Origin of the sequence: Streptococcus oralis, assembly GCF_023109155.1 — a bacterium.
GTDB classification, from domain to species: Bacteria; Bacillota; Bacilli; order Lactobacillales; family Streptococcaceae; genus Streptococcus; species Streptococcus oralis_BZ.
Genome location: NZ_JALDUA010000004.1, coordinates 40,836 through 58,542, shown reverse-complemented (window position 1 = coordinate 58,542; position 17,707 = coordinate 40,836). Strand labels below are relative to the sequence as shown.

Annotated in this window: 18 protein-coding genes; 16 read left to right on the top strand and 2 right to left on the bottom strand. The window is 40.9% G+C overall.

Annotation, left to right across the window (positions count from 1 at the left end; translation table 11 throughout):
- Window position 1: 1 nt before the first annotated feature.
- From M1F63_RS08030 to M1F63_RS07975, 12 genes are all read left to right on the top strand, one after another.
- Window positions 2–349, top strand: coding sequence for a hypothetical protein (locus M1F63_RS08030; RefSeq protein WP_247941157.1), 348 nt, complete (start codon window positions 2–4; stop codon window positions 347–349).
- A gap of 198 nt (window positions 350–547) precedes the next feature.
- Window positions 548–784 carry a hypothetical protein gene (locus M1F63_RS08025; RefSeq protein WP_239831347.1) on the top strand — a complete coding sequence of 79 codons (237 nt, stop codon included), beginning with the start codon at window positions 548–550 and terminating at the stop codon, window positions 782–784.
- Window positions 781–1,116 carry an Imm59 family immunity protein gene (locus M1F63_RS08020; RefSeq protein ID WP_084917211.1) on the top strand — a complete coding sequence of 112 codons (336 nt, stop codon included), beginning with the start codon at window positions 781–783 and terminating at the stop codon, window positions 1,114–1,116. Before M1F63_RS08025 ends, M1F63_RS08020 begins: the two co-directional genes overlap by 4 nt.
- 242 nt (window positions 1,117–1,358) lie before the next feature.
- Window positions 1,359–1,739: a hypothetical protein gene (locus tag M1F63_RS08015; RefSeq protein ID WP_247941156.1), complete on the top strand. Its 381-nt coding sequence runs from the start codon at window positions 1,359–1,361 to the stop codon at window positions 1,737–1,739.
- A gap of 159 nt (window positions 1,740–1,898) precedes the next feature.
- Window positions 1,899–2,327 (top strand): Imm63 family immunity protein, encoded by a 429-nt coding sequence (locus tag M1F63_RS08010; RefSeq protein ID WP_044020229.1) that lies wholly within the window; start codon window positions 1,899–1,901, stop codon window positions 2,325–2,327.
- On the top strand, window positions 2,311–2,511 hold the full coding sequence (locus M1F63_RS08005; RefSeq protein WP_247941155.1) for a hypothetical protein: 201 nt from the start codon (window positions 2,311–2,313) through the stop codon (window positions 2,509–2,511). Before M1F63_RS08010 ends, M1F63_RS08005 begins: the two co-directional genes overlap by 17 nt.
- Before the next feature lies 1 nt (window position 2,512).
- Window positions 2,513–2,935 (top strand): hypothetical protein, encoded by a 423-nt coding sequence (locus tag M1F63_RS08000; protein WP_247941154.1) that lies wholly within the window; start codon window positions 2,513–2,515, stop codon window positions 2,933–2,935.
- Window positions 2,936–3,204: 269 nt separating this feature from the next.
- Window positions 3,205–4,170, top strand: a complete 966-nt coding sequence (locus M1F63_RS07995) for a hypothetical protein (protein ID WP_247941153.1) — start codon at window positions 3,205–3,207, stop codon at window positions 4,168–4,170.
- A gap of 204 nt (window positions 4,171–4,374) precedes the next feature.
- A complete protein-coding gene (locus M1F63_RS07990; protein ID WP_247941152.1) occupies window positions 4,375–5,061 on the top strand; it encodes a LexA family transcriptional regulator in 687 nt (228 codons plus the stop codon).
- A 3-nt stretch (window positions 5,062–5,064) separates the two neighbouring features.
- Complete coding sequence (locus M1F63_RS07985) at window positions 5,065–6,480, top strand: Y-family DNA polymerase (RefSeq protein WP_247941151.1); 1,416 nt, start codon at window positions 5,065–5,067, stop codon at window positions 6,478–6,480.
- The gene (locus M1F63_RS07980; protein ID WP_049501176.1) at window positions 6,477–6,839 is read left to right on the top strand and encodes a hypothetical protein; all 363 of its coding nucleotides are present in this window, start codon (window positions 6,477–6,479) and stop codon (window positions 6,837–6,839) included. The genes M1F63_RS07985 and M1F63_RS07980 overlap by 4 nt, the downstream gene beginning before the upstream one ends.
- Window positions 6,832–7,125, top strand: a complete 294-nt coding sequence (locus M1F63_RS07975) for a DUF5960 family protein (RefSeq protein WP_049501177.1) — start codon at window positions 6,832–6,834, stop codon at window positions 7,123–7,125. The genes M1F63_RS07980 and M1F63_RS07975 overlap by 8 nt, the downstream gene beginning before the upstream one ends.
- A gap of 361 nt (window positions 7,126–7,486) precedes the next feature.
- Here M1F63_RS07975 and M1F63_RS07970 read toward each other — a convergent pair whose 3' ends face one another.
- Together M1F63_RS07970 and M1F63_RS07965 are read right to left on the bottom strand one after the other, a co-directional pair.
- Window positions 7,487–13,696, bottom strand: a complete 6,210-nt coding sequence (locus tag M1F63_RS07970; RefSeq protein ID WP_247941150.1) for an alpha-L-fucosidase — start codon at window positions 13,694–13,696, stop codon at window positions 7,487–7,489.
- A gap of 344 nt (window positions 13,697–14,040) precedes the next feature.
- On the bottom strand, window positions 14,041–14,517 hold the full coding sequence (locus tag M1F63_RS07965; protein WP_247941149.1) for a glutathione peroxidase: 477 nt from the start codon (window positions 14,515–14,517) through the stop codon (window positions 14,041–14,043).
- A gap of 201 nt (window positions 14,518–14,718) precedes the next feature.
- Here M1F63_RS07965 and M1F63_RS07960 point away from each other — a divergent pair, with 201 nt between their 5' ends.
- From M1F63_RS07960 to M1F63_RS07945, 4 genes are read left to right on the top strand one after another with little or no spacing between them, the layout of a single operon-like run.
- The gene (locus M1F63_RS07960; protein ID WP_049505164.1) at window positions 14,719–14,997 is read left to right on the top strand and encodes a TIGR04197 family type VII secretion effector; all 279 of its coding nucleotides are present in this window, start codon (window positions 14,719–14,721) and stop codon (window positions 14,995–14,997) included.
- Entirely contained in the window at window positions 14,994–15,353 is a 360-nt protein-coding gene (locus M1F63_RS07955; protein WP_247941148.1) for a hypothetical protein, read from the top strand. The genes M1F63_RS07960 and M1F63_RS07955 overlap by 4 nt, the downstream gene beginning before the upstream one ends.
- Window positions 15,343–16,995, top strand: a complete 1,653-nt coding sequence (locus M1F63_RS07950) for an LXG domain-containing protein (RefSeq protein WP_247941147.1) — start codon at window positions 15,343–15,345, stop codon at window positions 16,993–16,995. The genes M1F63_RS07955 and M1F63_RS07950 overlap by 11 nt, the downstream gene beginning before the upstream one ends.
- Window positions 16,996–17,005: 10 nt before the next feature.
- Window positions 17,006–17,614, top strand: coding sequence for a TipC family immunity protein (locus tag M1F63_RS07945; protein ID WP_247941146.1), 609 nt, complete (start codon window positions 17,006–17,008; stop codon window positions 17,612–17,614).
- The last annotated feature ends 93 nt before the right edge of the window (window positions 17,615–17,707 follow it).

Sequence of the window (17,707 nt, the reverse complement as noted above, 5' to 3'; positions counted from 1 at the left end):
TATGGTGAAAAGTATGCAAGAGCTAGCAACAGAAGTGAGCGAACGTATTCAAAGAGCGTTTGGAGATAGAGCTTCAGACATGACCATTTACGATGTGGTAGATGTACCCAATCATCGCATGTTTAGTATAAAATTTAAAGCCTATGATTATTATGAAGCTCATTTTGGCTATGAATTAAGTTTTACAGATTTTTATATAGTGATTAGTAAAGGGATTGGAATCTCACTTCCTAAAGAAAAATATGATTTTGGAAGTATAACAAATTGGGACAGCTACTTAAAAGAAATTATGGCAGAGATTGAATTACGTATTCCCGATGAGTTCTTAAAAGCTAAGGGTTGGTTGTAAAACCTATTTAAACTATGACTTTACAAGGAAATCAGTATTTTCTTTTATGAGAATAAATGAAGCAAGAGTTTACCGATAAACCATTGGTAAACTTTTACTGTACAAGGACGGTTACTACCAGATTGATGGTCATCTGGGGTCTGCGACTCCCTTGATTGTTGGAGTTGGCTTAACCTGAGGGATATCAAGTATGAAGTAGTGAAGGATATTACAAAAGAGAATATCAGGAGAGCATTTAAAGAGGCTTCCCATAATACTCAAATTGATATCATGAATACTTTGATTGAGTATAATTTAAACCTTGATGATATTGTGGATATTCGCCAAGGACAAATTGCTAAAATATTCGGCCAAGGTGGAGGTACACAAACACAATTTAAAACCAGCCTTTCCATTTATGAAGACTTAGGTTTATTAAGAGAGGTAGTGAGATGAGTAAAGAATTAAATTTTGATTTTTTAAAACAAAACATAGAATGTGAGATAGAAAAGAAGGGACTTAAAAGTCTTTGTTACGTTTTATTTGATGAAAATAAAAATCTTCCCTGGGCATTTCACTTATTCTATAGAGATGGTAAATTTATGATTAATGGTCGAGATGATAGATCATATGTGATGGGGAATACGATAGAGTTTACTAGTTTTGAAGATGCAAAAATAGCTTTTTTGGAAAGATTAGAACATTTTGTAAAATCTAATCAATTCAAAGTAAAGATAGGGAAAAAACCATATTATTCCTCCTCCCTCTGGGATGATGCTACAGAATAACAAATAATTCCTTCCTAAAAAAGGAAATGGAGGGTATTCAACCCTTTTCCCTGACCATATGAGACCTCAGGAGGTTGTGGATTCTATTAATGAGGCATAGAGTAATAAAGTTTTAGCTTATGGAAACAAATACATTGGAAAAAGTTATAATGGATTAAAGATTGGAATGTATATAAGAAAATCTGATGGAAAGATTATCTCGGCATTCCCAATGGAATAAAATGAATTTAGAGGTATGATTAATGGAGAGAATATATTCAGTTGTGGTTTTTGGAAATGAAGAAAATGATATAATGTTAGTTTTGAAATTTACAGATCAAAAATTTCAATCGTTGTCAGACTTTTTAAATTCTGAGGTTCATAATTTTTATCTGGATGTTCGAGAAGCTTTGGAGAGTGTAATTTCTGGGAATATGGAAGAATATGCTTTTGATGGTAATATGTTAGGGATTGAAATTGGAAAAGAAATAACAGAAGTTTACTTCCAATTTGAGGAAGAAATATTAGGTGAACCATGTTTTATTTCAACTGATGAACTGTATAAATTAGTTATTGAGTGGAAAGAAATGGAAGATAAAATGTACAGAGGAGAAGATATTTTTCCACTGATGGTAGAGGATTAAGATGTATTAGAGGGCTCCTATCAGAGATATGCTTTTAGGTAGAGCTGATGGAAGTATATATAAACATGGATTTTTGAATGGCAAATACAAAGAATCTGTTATATTGCCTGGAACTCGAATAAACAGAATTGGTTCTAAAATTGAAATAGGAATAATTAAATGCTAATAAAATTAAAAAACAAAATTGAATCCGAAGTTTCAAAAATTGGAAACATAAAATTAGGTGAATTTGGAATTCATTTTTCTGAACAACCTCCCTACTTTCCAGAGGGAATTTCTATAATAGAGGTTAGAAATGGAAGATATAATCTAGTTTTTACCGAGAGAGGAAAAATAACATCCGAGATTTCTGAATTAGATGATGATGAGGTGACTTATCAAATTTTAAAGATAATCATTAAGAATATTTCCTCGCAAAAGATTGATGAAAAGGATGTAGATTTAATTGACAAATTGATTAAAAATAATGAATTTGAGAAAGTTAGTCAATTAGTTGAGAAAGTACAAGAAAATAGATATCAATACGAAAAGGAATTATTTGAGAAAATCAGTCCGCTATACGCTTTATGGTTTGAAAAAGAGCATTAATGATTCGTATAAATCCGTTGTTGTTTCAGTTCAAAACACAAGAATTCCAAGCGGAAATGAAGAAGCTGCTTTTGAAGGATTTTGGAAACCAGGAGGACAAACTTTCCCAGGAAATATGCCAGAAGTAGTCATGGACGAAGTGCCGTGGGGAGAATTTATAATTAGAAAATTAGGAGGCAATTAAAATGAGTTTAACTAAAATAACATGGGAAGAGTTTGATACCTTTGAAAAGGTTGAATCACCAAAAGGATATGATTTTCGAACACATGAAGGGAAATACTATACTTTTGGAGAGTTTGGAGTAGCTTCCATTCGTCGTATCTTTGAGATTAATCCTTCTGATTTTAACGAATATTTATTAGGTAGGAGGACGGCACGTGAAATTGATTTTAAAGCGGAGAATGATTGCTGGCCTCTAACGGAAGAAGGGAAGAAAGCTAGTGAGAAACGATTTATATTAAAAGGCTTAACTCCTTTAATAGCTAATCCTAAGAGTTGGGAATTATTTACTCAGGAAGAGCTTGAAAGATTAATTCCGCTTGCTGAACAGAAATGGATTGACTGGAGAGGTAAACTTCCAGATGATTATGTATCACCATTGAAATAGCTTGTAAGGAACTTGTTTATTCACTTTTAGTTGTAGGAAAGTTCCTGTTACAATGCAGCATTTACAACACTTCATGGTTCACACCATGGGGTGTTTTTTATTTTTCTCATCTTCTCACGGTATCTCTCATGTGGTATAATGAGACAAGGGTTGCTCCTCGTTTCAGACGAGTTCATGGAATTCAGGATAAGTTAGCAGGTGAGACGAGTATTTATGTCAGTCTCCTATACACCTGTTAACAGCTATCCACGATAAAAGGAGATTGTAGATTGGTTTTATTAGTATTAGGGATTTTGGTTTTACTCATTCTAATCTTAAAACGAAAACTGAAAACTGCTAAAAAATCTGAAGGAAACGCCAAGAAAAGAAATTGGCTATTAATAGGTTGCTTATCCATAGTGATTCCAATGGTAATCTTCACAGTGTTCAGTCCGATTTTTTCTCTAATGGATATGTGGGGGCTATTTGCCCATGCAAGTCGAACTGAGATTGAGCAAGCTGTGCATCGTTCTTATCAAAATTACGGTCTTACAGGACAGTTTAAGTTAGAAAAATACGAGAAAAACTATACAAGTGTGGGAGGATTTATAATCCATGGTAGCTATAGTGAAAATATAGCTGGAAAAACCTATCAGGTTAAAACTCGATTTAAATACTATACTCGCTTTTCGAAAAGTGAAACATATGGAAAGACAGATGCAGAGGTTGATTACAAAAATGGTAAAAAAATTTATGATGTTTTCCCAGAATTAGCCTATTTAGGGATTGAGGTTAGTCCAGGCACCAGTGAATTTTTAAAAACACTGGACAGTTCAATCAAAGATCCTAAACTTCCTGATTTGAAGTATCAAGGTATTGGTTTTGAATTTAATAACCAATCTGATAATATCTATCTTTATAATGAAATATTAGAGGAAAATCAAAGCAAGGGCCAAGCTCTGCAAGGGATGTATCCCATGGATGCTCAATATCTTTTTCAAAAAGAGATTTTTATACCAACATTTGAATTTCAATATTTCGTTCCAAAAGAAAAAAGAGATCTCTTGTATGATGATTATCTTAAAGAGCTTGAAGCGCTCATGAAGGAATTTTTTGCCAACCAACCCCTACCACGCGGTCTTTATGCTGTAAAGATTGCTAAATATAAAGAGGATAAACTTGTCAGTGATAGTGGTGTATACTATGTGAGGATTGAAAATCGTCAAGTTGTAAAGCTGTTGCAAAAATTAGAGTAGGAGTTGCTAGGTCTAGTCCAGTTTTTTGTTTAGAATCTCCAGGTGTGTCTGTTAAAATTTGATTTTCCCAGTGGACAATCGTCCACTTTTTTTATATAATAAAACTAAACCGAATTGGTTGAGTTTTAGAGGTGTAAGCTCAACCGTCGATTTGTTTTTCTAAGAGAGATATTCTCAATAAAACATCACACTAGGGGGTGAATCATGTACCAACCAGAAAAACTCAAGGCTCGGAGAAAAGATTTGAAATTGACACAGAAGGAAATTGCAGAGGAATTAGGGATTAGTTTTCAGGCTTACTCGGCTTGGGAACGTGGAATTAAGGAACCATCCAAGGAGAAGGTTGCCCAGCTAGAGAAGATTTTAAAAGTTGCAAAAGGCTATTTCACCCAGATAGAGATTATCCGTCTCTACAATAGCCTCTCCAAGCAAGGGAAGGACAAGGTTGTGCTCTATGCTCGCAACCTAGCTCAAGAGGAACAAACTCAGAAGGTGACGACCATGCCAGAGCGCCTCTACGAGTACCGTGTCTATGAACGCATGTCAGCGGGGATTGGGGCTTCGGTCTACGGTGACCAGAATTTTGATACGGTTTACTTTAACGAGGAGTTGGCCCATGATTTTGCATCCTGGGTATCTGGGGACTCTATGGAACCTAAATATCAAAATGGTTCGGTAGCTCTGATTCGAGAGACGGGATTTGACTATGACGGGGCGGTTTATGCAGTGGTTTGTAACAACCAAACCTATATCAAACGGGTCTATCGGGAGGAAGATGGTTTGCGTCTGGTTTCTATAAATCCTAAATACAAGGACATTTTCATCTCCTATGAGGAAGATCCTCGGATTGTGGGGATTATCGTTGGGAATTTTGTGCCGATGGAGGGTTAGCCTATGGGCTACTTTGATTATTCCAGAGAACCCAAAAGTGACATTGCCTTTGTCGATATGAAATCTTTTTATGCCAGTGTTGAGTGTGTGAAAAGAGGCTTGCATCCGCTGAAGACCTCGCTTTGTGTCATGAGTCGCGCGGATAATTCTACTGGTCTTATCCTAGCTTCCTCTCCCATGTTCAAGAAGATTTTTGGTAAGTCCAATGTTGGCCGGGCCTATGATCTGCCTTTTGATATCAAAACGCGCAAATTTTCCTATTACAATGCTCGAAAGCAAGGCTTGCCTACTGACTCAGACTATGTTCGCTACATCGAAGATTGGGCTCAAGTGACTTTGATTGTGCCACCTAGGATGGATGAGTACATAGCGGTCAATATGGAAATCCAGCGAATCTTTCAAAACTATGGTAGTCCAGATGATATTTATCCCTACTCTATCGATGAGGGCTTTATCGATCTGACTAGTTCGCTCAACTATTTTATCCCAGACAAGAGTCTCTCTCGCAAAGACAAGCTGGATCTGCTTTCTGCTCGTATCCAGAGGGATATTTGGAGGCAGACAGGGATCTACTCTACGGTGGGTATGTCCAATGCCAATCCCTTACTGGCCAAGTTGGCTCTGGATAATGAGGCCAAGCACACTCCGACCATGAGGGCCAACTGGTCTTACAAGGATGTGGAAGAGAAGGTCTGGGCTATTCCCAAGATGACGGACTTTTGGGGGATTGGTAGGCGGATGGAGAAACGCTTGCATGCTCTGGGGATTTTTTCCATCAGAGAATTGGCCACCAGTAATCCAGACCAGCTACAGAAAACACTTGGTCAGGCTGGCCTGCGTTTGTGGTTTCATGCTAACGGGATTGATGAGAGCAATGTTCACAGGCCCTATAAAGCCAAGTCCCAAGGGTTAGGAAATTCTCAAATCTTGCCGAGAGACTACGTGAAGCTACGGGATATTGAAATTATTCTCCGAGAAATGGCGGAGCAGGTGGCTATTAGGCTGAGAAGAGCTGGCAAGAAAACAACCCTTGTCTCTATCTATGTCGGTTTCTCTAAACAGGAGGTCAGGCCGTCTATTCACACACAAATGAAGGTCGAACCGACCAATAATACAGCTATCTTAACGGATTATGTTTTGAAGCTATTTCATAATAAATACACTTCTGGAGCGGTCAGAAGTGTCGGAGTCAACTATTCAAGATTTGTGGATGAGTCCTTTGGCTTGATCTCCCTCTTTGATGATGTTGACAAGTTAGAAAAAGAAGAAAGGCTCCAGACAGCCATTGACTCCATTCGGGAACAATTTGGTTTTACCTCCCTCTTAAAGGCCAATGCACTGGAAGAAGCCTCTAGGAGTCTTGCTAGAAGCAAGCTGATTGGGGGGCATTCTGCTGGAGGATTAGATGGTTTAAAATGATTGATCGTTCTTATTTACCCTTTCAATCTGCGCGTGACTATCAAGATCCAGGGATGCAGAAGTGGATGGGCTTTTTCCTCTCAGAGCATACTAGTTCACTTGGTGAAGAAAAAAATCGGGTTGCTTTTTCGACGAATTTGAATCCCGTTGAGAAGTTGATCTTGCTTTCACAGCTTTATGTCGGGCAACTGAAGGGATGCTTTGTGGTCAAGGAAAAGAAACAAAAAACGACTATCGTCGGCAAGGTAAGCGAATTATCACCTCAAACTCTATCTATTAGGACCAATGAGGGCTATAGGCTGGTGGAGGTAGCAGATGTCCTCGAAATTCGACTGTGGGAGGAGGGAGTGTATGACTAGGAAAGAGTTGTATGAAAACAAACTGCAGATGGATTATTTTTCAGAAGCCTATATTCGTTTTGAAGAGGATTTTCAAAAATACTCTGCTATGAATGTACCACTGACTTTTTTGATCGATGACATCCTACGCACCATGGCGATGAATCAGAAAAACTACTTTGTCTTGAACAAGGAAAATGCTAAGGATGGGCGGGAGCATCGCTTTTACTTTAGGGTGGTGATGGAAAAAGAGTGTCCCAGAAATCGAACCTATGCATACGCTGGACTCGAAAATAGTAGTCAGTAGATCTAGATGTGGGAGAGGGAAGTCTGATTTAGGAAAGATGGCTTGTGAGCGTCAGAAGATCTCATGGTATTGGAATTCGAAACGTTATCCTTTATCTGTGGAGTTCTTGCAGAAACTTATGATGGATGTTCTGATGAGATAAGACAAGGGCACTCGCTTTTTTAGATGAGCGTTTATTTGAAAACGTGGTTGGATTTGAGAACAGCTATCTTCAATGATCATCTTACTTTATAGAGTCATACCAAAACATCCATGTATATTTGTGGATGTTTTTTAATTTTACAGATAGAAAAAGAGAAGACCAGATGGTCTTCTCAACGGGGGAACTGAATAATTAGAAAGAATCAATCAAAGAGGATTACTAGTCTTTGAAATTCTTTTGGAAGATGAGGAGAGACAAGATAGAAGTAATGGCTGCCAAGAAGAGGAAGGCACTTGCTTCTTGTTCCCCAGTTGCAGGGAGTAGTCTTTCCTTGTCTTCTTTGACTGTAGCTGTAACAGGAGCTTTTTCATCTTTTGATGATGAATTATCTGTTACGGCTGGAGCAGGTTTTTCAGTCTCTCTTGGTAGAACATACTCAGGAAGAGTCACAACTGGTGGCGCTTCTGTTCCAACTGAGCTTTGTTTGCTACCTACCTCAATCACTCGATCTTGAGCTGGAGTTGCTTCTGTTTGGAGAACCTTGCGATTGTCACCGTCCACTTCAACATACTCGACTAAGAGACCGTCTTTCCCTTCTGATAGAACTTGCTCTTTTCCTTTGTCTAATTGTGGGTTTTCGCGACGAATCGTCTTGAACGGTACGACCTTATTGACGATTTCTAAGCTTGGAAGTGTAAAGACAAGGTCTTTAACCCCTTCCTCAGGACTTGAAGAAGTAATTGGTTTCTCAGGTTGCGCTGGATTTTCAGGCTGAGCAGGTTTTTCCGGTTGAACTGGTTTCTCAGGCTGAGCAGGTTTTTCAGGTTGCGCTGGAGTTTCCGGTTGAGCCGGTTTTTCAGGTTGCGCTGGAGTTTCCGGTTGAGTCGGCTTTTCAGGCTGAGCCGGTTTTTCCGGTTGCGCTGGAGTTTCCGGTTGAGTTGGTTGTTCCGGTTGAGCTGGCTTTTCAGGCTGAGCCGGAGTTTCCGGTTGAGTTGGTTTTTCAGGCTGAGCTGGTTTCTCAGGCTGAGCCGGTTTTTCAGGTTGAACTGGATTCTCAGGTTGAGTCGGATTTTCAGGCTGAACTGGTTTTTCAGGTTCAGCCGGTTTCTCAGGCTGAGCCGCTTCGAGTTTGTTGATTTGTTCGAGAGCAGTTTCTAGCGCTTTATTGACTGCTTCCTGAGTTTTAGCTTCTTGGATTGCAGCAATGGCTTGGTCAGCAATTGTTAGCAATTGCTTCTTAGCTTCCTTGTTGGATCCAAGCTCAGCGACTTTTTTCTCGATAGCTTTTGCCAAGCTGTCCATAGCCTTATCGTACTCAATTTCCGGTTGTTTTGGTTCAGCTGGTTGCTCAGGCTGACTAGGTTTCTCAGGCTGAGCTGGTTTCTCAGGTTGAGCAGGCTTTTCAGGCTGAGTTGCTTCGAGCTTGCTGATTTGTTCGAGAGCAGTTTTTAGCGCTTGATTGACTGCTTCCTGAGTTTTAGCTTCTTGGATGGCAGCAATGGCTTGGTCAGCAATTGCTAACAATTGCTTCTTAGCTTCCTTGTTGGATCCAAGCTCAGCGACTTTTTTCTCGATAGCTTTTGCCAAGCTGTCCATAGCCTTATCGTACTCAATTTCCGGTTGTTTTGGTTCAGCTGGTTGTTCAGGCTGGTCAGGTTTCTCAGGTTCTTCTGGCTGTTCCGGTTGCTCTGGACTAGGTTCCTCTTGGCCTCTTTGATAGTTCTCATCCTTGGATAGGATATCTTGTAGGGCACTGACTGTCAACATGACATCCTGAACATCCACTGCATCAGCACTGAGTTGGTTTCTCAATTTTTCTAGATTTGCTTGGAAAGCTTGGCGTGCAGTGGCCGTATTTTTCAAGCCTGCTGGGTCAAAGTTGGACAGATCGTCTTTCCATTTAGAGATAGACTGGATGATATCCGCCTTGCTGTAGAGTTCGCTACCTTCGCCACGAGTGATAAATTGGTCCACTTGAATACCAATATTTTGAGACAAATCGTTTCGATCAGGATCAAGTTGAAGGGTGACTGCATGCAAGTTTTCGTCCAGACCTTTTAGGCTAACCAGAGTTTGATTGCCTTGGCGTTGGACTGCACGACCGCTAAAGTATTTCTTACCATCAATAGTTGAAGCATTTCCCATGCCATCTTGGTAAGGAACTTCTTTGCCATCTAGGAAGACTTTGTAGATACCATGATTTGGATCGACATAGCCCTTGATATCAAGTCCGGTACCGTAGAAGTAGGCTGTGACAGTTGTCTTTTTCTTTTGCTCATCAGTTAAGCGACCAAAGGAAGCCCAAGACTCTGTTTTTTGGTACTTGTCTGCCGAATTGGTTTCATGGTGCCAGCCAGGACTGTAATCCAACTGACTAGCTTGGTCATCATAACTTGTTTGATCCTTGATCAGCAATTCAGCTTTCATCACTTGGATGGTTGCATCTGTAGCGAAACCGAGCAGGGCACCATCAGTGACAGAAGTGAGCTTGGCTTTGAAGTCAAAGACAGAGTCAGCCTGTTCTGTAAAGTCAATCGTTGGGATGGTAACAGTCTTTTCTGTTTCTCCATCTTTAAAGGTCACATCTTGAGTTGTATCTTGGTAAACTTTACCGTGAACCCCAGTTCCAGGTTCTGTGATGAAGCGAACAGTAGCAGCCCCCTTGCTTCCACCAACACGTTTAATCTTAACAGTGACTGGTTTTCCTTTTTCGACTTCGTAGTTGGTAGACTCGAGTTCAAACATTCCTTTGCTATCATTGTTTAGGGTGTAGATTCCTTCTGTAGCAATTGGTTCACCTGTTTTGTTCACGAGGGTAATAGTGTGTTGGCCTGGTGCTAAATCGCCTGTCTCAAAGACTTTTTGGCTACGTTTACGGCTAGCATTCTTAGTTTGCACATCTGCAACCTTTTGACCATCAACGTAGACGGACATTTCTCCGTGACCTGGATCGACTGTAGAGACGACATAGGCTTTGGTTCCTGTGAAGGTATAGCTTACTTTGGCATCTTTTTGATTGGTCCACATAGAAGTGCCACGAACACCTTCAGATTCATTGTACCAAGTTGTTCCAGCTGTATCTGCCGTTGTGTTTGAGTGGTATTCAAGTCCAAGAGGGTAGCCATCTGTCTTTTCAATGCTGCTTGGCGTCTTGTAGACTGAGAAGTTGGTCAAGATTGGAGTTGCTTGAGCACCAGTGATGGTTACACGAATTTTTTGTGCCTCTACAGGCTTGCCTTGAACCAAGCGACGGTAACCAACGGTCGAACCTTCGCCGTATGTCACCCAACGTCCATTGATTTCAACTTCAATCTTGAAACCAGAGATACGTTGACCTTTGGCGATGTCTTCCTTGAGTTCAACGACGTCAAAGCGTCTCTTTTGGCCCAAATCAACTGTAAAGCTACCGGTTGTGGCATCATTTGAGAGCGCCCAGCTGGTGTCATCTTTACCGTCTGTGAGGTGGCTTTCCTTGTAAAGGTGGTTTTGACGAGTAGAACTTGCTGTTACAGTCGCACCTTTGGCAAAGTCAGTGGCATACATTTGGTCTAGGGTTGCTTTGAATTCCTTCAAGCGAGCCACATCCGCATCTGCAAATTTTCCTTCTTTATTTGGTGGAATATTGAGAAGGAGTGGGGTTCCACGACCAACAGACTTGAAGTAGATGTCCATCAACTCTTTGAGTGATTTCGGTTGTTGATTGTCATGGTAGAACCAGCCCGAACGGATCGAAACGTCAGCTTCCCCTACAGAGTACATATCACCATCAGGGTCACCATGGTTGAGGTATTCGTTTTTCACATCGTCTGTGATGTTGGCCCTTTTGACTTTATGCCAGACAGGGTCACCTGCGATACCTCGTTCATTTCCGATCCAGCGAACGCTTGTTGGTTGAGCAGAGAAGATAGCGATATCTCCTTCGGCTTCTTTGATGTATTTGAACCATTCATCAAAGGTATAGGTTACTTTTTGGGCACCGCTACCACGCGCACCGTCCATCCAAACCTCGATAAATTTCCCTTTGTTACCGTATTTCGGATTACCAAGGATTTCTTTCAGTTGGTTGAGATAGTATTGGTTGTATTCTTTTTCGGTTGCAACATGGTATTTTGGATGATTAGCATCCCATGGGGATAGGTAAACACCCATGTTCATATCATACTTGCTAGCAGACTTGGAAACTTCTTCGAGAAGGTCACCCTTTCCATCTTTCCATGGGCTAGCAGCTACGGTATGGTTGGTGTACTTAGATGGGTAAGCAACGAATCCGTCGTGATGTTTAACAACCATAATAGTTCGTTTGAAGCCAGTTTCCTTCAGAGTGCGAATCCACTGGTCAGTATCCAAGTTGGTTGGATTGAAGTATCGGGGGTCTTCTTTCCCATTTCCCCATTCAGAATTGGTATAGGTGTTCATTCCGTAGTGGATGAAGGCTGCCAGTTCTTCCTTGTGGTAATCGAGTTGAGCCTTGCTTGGAAGAGGTCCATGATTGCCAATTTCGGTTTCTTTATCTTCTGGATGAGCCACTGGTGGAGTCGGTGTCGTTGGATTAGCTGTATCAGCGACTGGCTCGTATTCAAAGACGACCTCATTCACCCCTTTTTGCTGGATCCTTGCTTCCAGGCTAGCCTTGACTGGACGGTAGCCAGCAATGTCTTTTGCATGGAAGGTGTTGACAAAGGAAACGTCATACTCTTGGCCGTCATTGTTATCAACTGTCGCTTCCGCTAGTTCAGTAGTGGTTCCTTTTTGACGGTAGTAAACTTTGAAGGAGCCTTTGTTGACTTTATAGACCACCTTGATGACACGTGTACCGGCAGGCGCTTTGCTGACAACATTGTGATCTTCAGTCCAAGTATCTTTTAGCTGTTTATTGACTGCTACGCCATCAATGGATACAATTTCGTATTTGTCTTTATTCTTCTGATAGAAGTCCGTCTTCTCGATTTCTTTTTTGAAATTATAGTCAAATGGTGAATCAACAGCTGTCTGTTCGATAAAGGTGTCGTTATCTTTGACAAGATTTCCTTCTTCGTCTTCGTGTTGGATAACCACACGTCCGTATTCAACTCCCTTGGTCAAGGTAGCAATCCCATCTTGGTTGAAGGAATATTCGTTGCTTCCAATAACAGCTTTCTCATTCCGAAGCATACGTCCTTCATCGGTAAAGTAGTAACGATTTCCATTATCTCCTTGGTACCAGCCTTTCACACCATATTTGGCAATCATGTCCTTAACCCATTTCAGTTGTTCAGGTGAAAGGACGAGTCCGCCACCAAAGCGATCCTTTTCAGCCACACCATTGTCAACGGTTCCGTGTTGATGGACACCCAGAACTTTTCCTTGGCTATCTACAATCCCACCACCAGACAAACCAGATACAGAAGTGGTTTGGTAGGTGATACCGGTCGTTCCCTTATCATCATAGGACTCAACAGATCGGATAGTTCCATCTGCCTTGTAAAGTTGGCCAGCTAGGATAGGTTGTTTCAGTTCTTTGGAGCTCGAGTCAGTTGGGTAGCCAATCGTACTGATGGCTTCTCCCGGCTGATGCGTCTTGTGCTCCGCTAAAGGCGCAAAGGTTGCTGCTTTGTTTGGACTAGCAATCGGAAGAGGAATAGGAGCTTCTACAAGAGCAAGGTCGTTCTTATAGCCTTTTCCAAACTCCTTCTTATTCCAGAAATGGATGTCCTTTTCTCTGAATAAAACCGTAGTTCCAGAAGATGGCAGTGAGTTTTTCTTTTCGCTGTTTGAACCAACGTTATAGTAGAACTGGGCAGATTTTCCACCACGAATGTGACCTTCGCCAGTTTCTTTATTGGCTTCTAGGAAGTTATGAGCAACGGTAAGGATCAGGTTAGGTGCTACAAAGATACCTGAGCCTGAAACGAGGTAGCGTTGCTCTCCTGCATTGTAGGTGCTGTAAACCATAGTAGCAGCAGTTGCAGGTTGTCCCTCGTAGTTGATGTGTTTGAGGTCTTGTCCACCGTTAATGATGGCACGGTTTCCGTTCTCAGCTTCTTTTGGAGCTTCTTCCTTGTCCTTTAGAATGCTCTTAGTTTCTACTTTTGGACTAGCTTTCTGGTCAACGATAGTAGTCGTATCGAGTTCTTTGACAGGTGTGTCGGGATAGGCGCGGTCCTGAATGTCTTCAGGGAGCAAGTCAGCACTGTTGGTATCGGCAATAGGTGTTTCTTGTTTTTCAGCTTCTACACGGCCTTCTTTTTTGACTGGTTCAGCCTTGGTCTCTTCTATATCTGCGACTTGTTTCATTTGCTGATCTAAATTGGATGTCGTGGCAGGAGACGTTTCGTCTGCACGCACGGTTCCAGAAGCAAAAAATGCCAGTCCCACGATAACAGACGCCACACCTACAGTCAACTTCCGAATGCTAAATGTTTGCCCTTTTTCAAAAAGGTATCGAATCATAATATACTCCTAGTTTTTAGAAAGGCAGTCAGCTACTGCCCAAGCCCAAGTCTGACTTGGTTACAACTTGATTTAAGGAAAACAACTATCTGATAATTTGTAAGCCACCTTACCTCCCGTTTTATAAAGCGCTTTCATTTTAAGATAAAAAAATTTAAAAGGTCATTTCTCCCTTAAAATGACTGAAAACTTTTAATATAACAAATATACTAAATTATTCAAAGAAATGCAATAGCTAAATGCAAAAAAATAAATATAAATTAAAGAAAATAAGTTACTTTTTAAAGAAAAAACGTATCCTTTCAGGGATCAAACTAAATGAAAGGATGCGCTTTAAAAAGAAATCAGAGTAATTTTTTGATAAATTCTTGGATGGTTTTGGGGTCTGTTTTGGAAGAGAAGCTCTCAAGGACTTGCCCATCTCGACCAATGAGAAACTTAGCAAAATTCCATTCGATTCGTTTTCCTAGCGGGCCAGATTTCTGGTCTTTTAGCCAAACATAAAGAGGATCTGCCTCCTTGCCGTTGACCTTGATCTTTGCAAAGCGAGGGAAAGTGGTCTGATAGTGTAGGCTGCAGAAGCTATTGATTTCCTCTGCGCTGCCGGGTGCTTGTCCCATAAACTGATTGCAAGGGAAATCCAATATTTCGAATCCCTGATCTCGATAGCGTTCATAGAGTTCTTGAAGTCCCTGGTACTGGGGCGTTAAACCACATCCAGTAGCAGTGTTGACAATCAAGAGAACCTTGCCACGATAGCTCTCCAGGGGAGTTGCTTGGTTGTTTTGGTTCAAAACGTAAAAATCATATATACTGGTCATGAGAGCCTCTTTTCTTTTTCTACATTGTAACAGTTTTTACTATTTTCGTCGAGTTGGATGAGAGAAGTTGTTGAAAAAATACACAATTGTACAGAAATCTGGACAAAATGATGCTCCTTTTATGAAACATGGTATAATAAGCCTATATAGCTAAATGGAGTGAACCTATCACTAGGGAATGAAAAAAAGGATAAAACAGCCATGTCAACAGTAAAAAGTGATATAAATCTTGCGCAAACATATGCGACTCAGCTTAAAAATGCTTGTCAATCGTTAACAGCAATCGCTGCGGCTAGTCAAGATGACCTAACGACCCTTCAAGGGAATAACAAGGCTCATCAATGTCTGACAAAGGATCAAAATCTAGCTAGTCAGATAACAGCCGCTGTCACCCTAACTTCCGAACGACTTCACTCTGTAGCGAGTGATTTTGAAGCGCTAGATAAGGCTGCGGCCAATGGTTTTGGGAGTCATACATGAGCAAGTTAGATGAGTTGAAGAAAAGAGAGCGAGGCCTCTTGTACCAGCTAGAAGACAATGGAAAAGAGAACTACCGCACCAAAGCACTGATAGAAACCTTTGAAGGATATGATAGAGCTAGCCACCGTTATCAAAGTGATTTGTGGGAGGCGGCCTATCAGAGCCGATATGCAGGGCAGTTGGAAGAAACGCTCCTGCAAAGAAACCAACTTAAAAACCAAATCTTTGAGGACCTCAGCTATCACATGGATGATTTGAAAAAAGAAAAATTCCGGTTAGAGGGAGACTTGGATGCGGTTTACTATGAAAGACGCAAGGAACTAGAAAGAGAGGAGGAGAAACGACATGGGCATTGATATGTATTTGGAACAATCACAACTACAAAGTTCAGGTGTAGCGACCATGTGCCAATCTCAGGTGGAGGCTTATCAAGACTTGCAATCGGCTATCCAAAAGTTTTCAGAGGATACAGAGAGTCTAAAGGGCGACGCTTATGATTCGGCTAGAAGTTTTTTTGCAAGTGTCTTGCTACCCTTGAGCAAAGGGGGACAGCTCTATGCCGAAACCTTCTCTCAAGCCATCAAGAAACTACCAGAAGACTACCAAACGATGGTCGACAGCAAGAGTTGGCGTGAGGATGATCTGCTTGATAAGATCCGCCAGGAAGAGCAAATGATCGCCTATCTAGATGAAGTCAACCAATCCCTTTCTTCCTTGACCATGGATAGTGAAGAAAAAGGAAGATTGAGACGTAGTAATGTGGAGCTCATGAGAGGACACCACGCGAATAAACGTGTCTATGAAACGATTTTGAAAGACCTGCGTGCCTATGATAGCTATTCAGGAGGACTTTTCGATGATCTAGACAGTATTGACGTGCAGTTGAGTCGCGGACTGGGCCAGATCGAATCGAGCTGGGATGCAAAGAAAGGCGTCTTTAAAGTCCCATCTGACCTGACTTGGGCCAACTACCTGACTGCCTATGCTGATACAAAGGACTTGAAGCTCAGCCGTCAAGAGAAGGCCTTTGTCCAAACCATGATGGCAGAATACGGCTTTGACGCAGAGACAGCCCAACAGCTTTTGACCATCAAGCAAGGGATAGACAAGAAGTTCCCAACCTCCAGTCAAGAGTTCCGTGACTATATCTTTTTGCGAGTCGTCGGTGCCGCCTACTATAATGACTTTAAGTGGAACGAAACGGCAGGTGGATTGTGGCAATATTTTTATTACGAATTTGTGAGTGATCCGAATACAGGTCAAAAATTGAGAACTTTGAAACCAGTTCTTGAAATCTTTCAAGAACTGGGGTTGAAAGAAGAAAAGGCCAAAGAACTGTATTATAATCTTAGACTGCAACACGAGATGGCGGGTGGGGAATCTGATAACATAGAAAAAATTAAGGATGATGATCAAAAAAATGGAACTAACCATTATGATTCCTATAAAAGTACTTATGAAGGGATTTATGGTGATAAGGGTAACTTTGACCAATTTTGGGACAGCAAACTAAAGTCATACTCTAACAATGGAGCGGGCCATGCAGACTTTACCCACCAGTCCATTACTATGGCGACTCATCTTAATCCTAACCAAGCTCAGTTATCCGATCTCTATGGCGGTAGAGAGCGTGTCAAGGACCTTTCTGGCTGGGAGGGAGATACGACCTTTAATGCAAACGATATGAAGCCAAGTATCGGAGAGGATGACTACAAGGCGGATTTGGACTCGGTCAACCTTATCGACCGTATGCAAAATGGGCAATCCTATGACCAAGCAATCTCTTCTTACTATGCTGACCTTCAAAAAGACTCCTCTCAGAGAGAAAGAGAATTCCTAAAAAATAAGGATTGGGATACAGTCAGAGATACTATTTATGATAGTTTGCGACCAACGGATATTAAGTTAGATGGAGAGGATGCTCTTAAAGCATATATTGAAAGAAAATATCCAGGAGTGTTCAAGTTTTTAAACCGCTTGGAAGCCGTGGCGGACTAGGAGGAAGTCTATGAAGAAAATACTAGGTGTTTTAACAATAATTGTATTACTTGTATCAGTTTGTTTTTACTTTTTTCCTAAACAACCTAAAAATATTTTTGATGAAATTTACCAAGAAACGGAGAAAACCTATCGGTCAAATAATATTTTAAGAAACATAGATGGGTTTAAAATCAGACCCGATTGGCCTAACGATGGAGAATATTTTGCATACACCCCTTCAGGGAAGTATCAAACTCATCCTGAAGGTTATAAAGACATAAGTATTAGCTTTAATTTTGGAGAAGGTATTAAAGGGATGACGATACGTTTTGAAAAAAGGATTAATTCGGATATTACCCTATGGTATTCAGCACACTATAATATGCAAAAGAAAGTGCTCAAAAAAGGGCTTGCGATTTTTGAAGAGCCAAGGCAACCAGGTCAATATCTTAATGATGAAGAAAAAGTAAGAGACTATTTAAAAAAATACAACATAACCAAAGAAGAATTAGAGAAAGACTTCGACGAAATCGTCAACCAGAAAGTCTTGAAAGATTGGTGTACCATTTATGACAGCAAGTACTCGCCAAGCAATTATGGCGATGTCAAGGTTGAAACCCAGTGGGAGAATTGGTGACGAAGGTCAGTAGATATTTTGGAAAATATCCTATGAATTGAAGTGGAAATCCCACCTAGAAAAAGCTAGGTGGGATTCTTTGCCTATAAAATG

Bases quoted from the DNA above. Each gene is read 5' to 3' on its own strand.
- M1F63_RS07950 (WP_247941147.1), top strand. From the start codon at position 15,343: ATGGGCATTGATATGTATTTGGAACAATCACAACTACAAAGTTCAGGT.
- M1F63_RS08015 (WP_247941156.1), top strand. From the start codon at position 1,359: ATGGAGAGAATATATTCAGTTGTGGTTTTTGGAAATGAAGAAAATGAT.
- M1F63_RS07975 (WP_049501177.1), top strand. From the start codon at position 6,832: ATGACTAGGAAAGAGTTGTATGAAAACAAACTGCAGATGGATTATTTT.
- M1F63_RS07945 (WP_247941146.1), top strand. From the start codon at position 17,006: ATGAAGAAAATACTAGGTGTTTTAACAATAATTGTATTACTTGTATCA.
- M1F63_RS07955 (WP_247941148.1), top strand. From the start codon at position 14,994: ATGAGCAAGTTAGATGAGTTGAAGAAAAGAGAGCGAGGCCTCTTGTAC.
- M1F63_RS07980 (WP_049501176.1), top strand. From the start codon at position 6,477: ATGATTGATCGTTCTTATTTACCCTTTCAATCTGCGCGTGACTATCAA.
- M1F63_RS08020 (WP_084917211.1), top strand. From the start codon at position 781: ATGAGTAAAGAATTAAATTTTGATTTTTTAAAACAAAACATAGAATGT.
- M1F63_RS08030 (WP_247941157.1), top strand. From the start codon at position 2: ATGGTGAAAAGTATGCAAGAGCTAGCAACAGAAGTGAGCGAACGTATT.
- M1F63_RS08010 (WP_044020229.1), top strand. From the start codon at position 1,899: ATGCTAATAAAATTAAAAAACAAAATTGAATCCGAAGTTTCAAAAATT.
- M1F63_RS07990 (WP_247941152.1), top strand. From the start codon at position 4,375: ATGTACCAACCAGAAAAACTCAAGGCTCGGAGAAAAGATTTGAAATTG.
- M1F63_RS07970 (WP_247941150.1), bottom strand. From the start codon at position 13,696: ATGATTCGATACCTTTTTGAAAAAGGGCAAACATTTAGCATTCGGAAG.
- M1F63_RS08000 (WP_247941154.1), top strand. From the start codon at position 2,513: ATGAGTTTAACTAAAATAACATGGGAAGAGTTTGATACCTTTGAAAAG.
- M1F63_RS07965 (WP_247941149.1), bottom strand. From the start codon at position 14,517: ATGACCAGTATATATGATTTTTACGTTTTGAACCAAAACAACCAAGCA.
- M1F63_RS07985 (WP_247941151.1), top strand. From the start codon at position 5,065: ATGGGCTACTTTGATTATTCCAGAGAACCCAAAAGTGACATTGCCTTT.
- M1F63_RS07960 (WP_049505164.1), top strand. From the start codon at position 14,719: ATGTCAACAGTAAAAAGTGATATAAATCTTGCGCAAACATATGCGACT.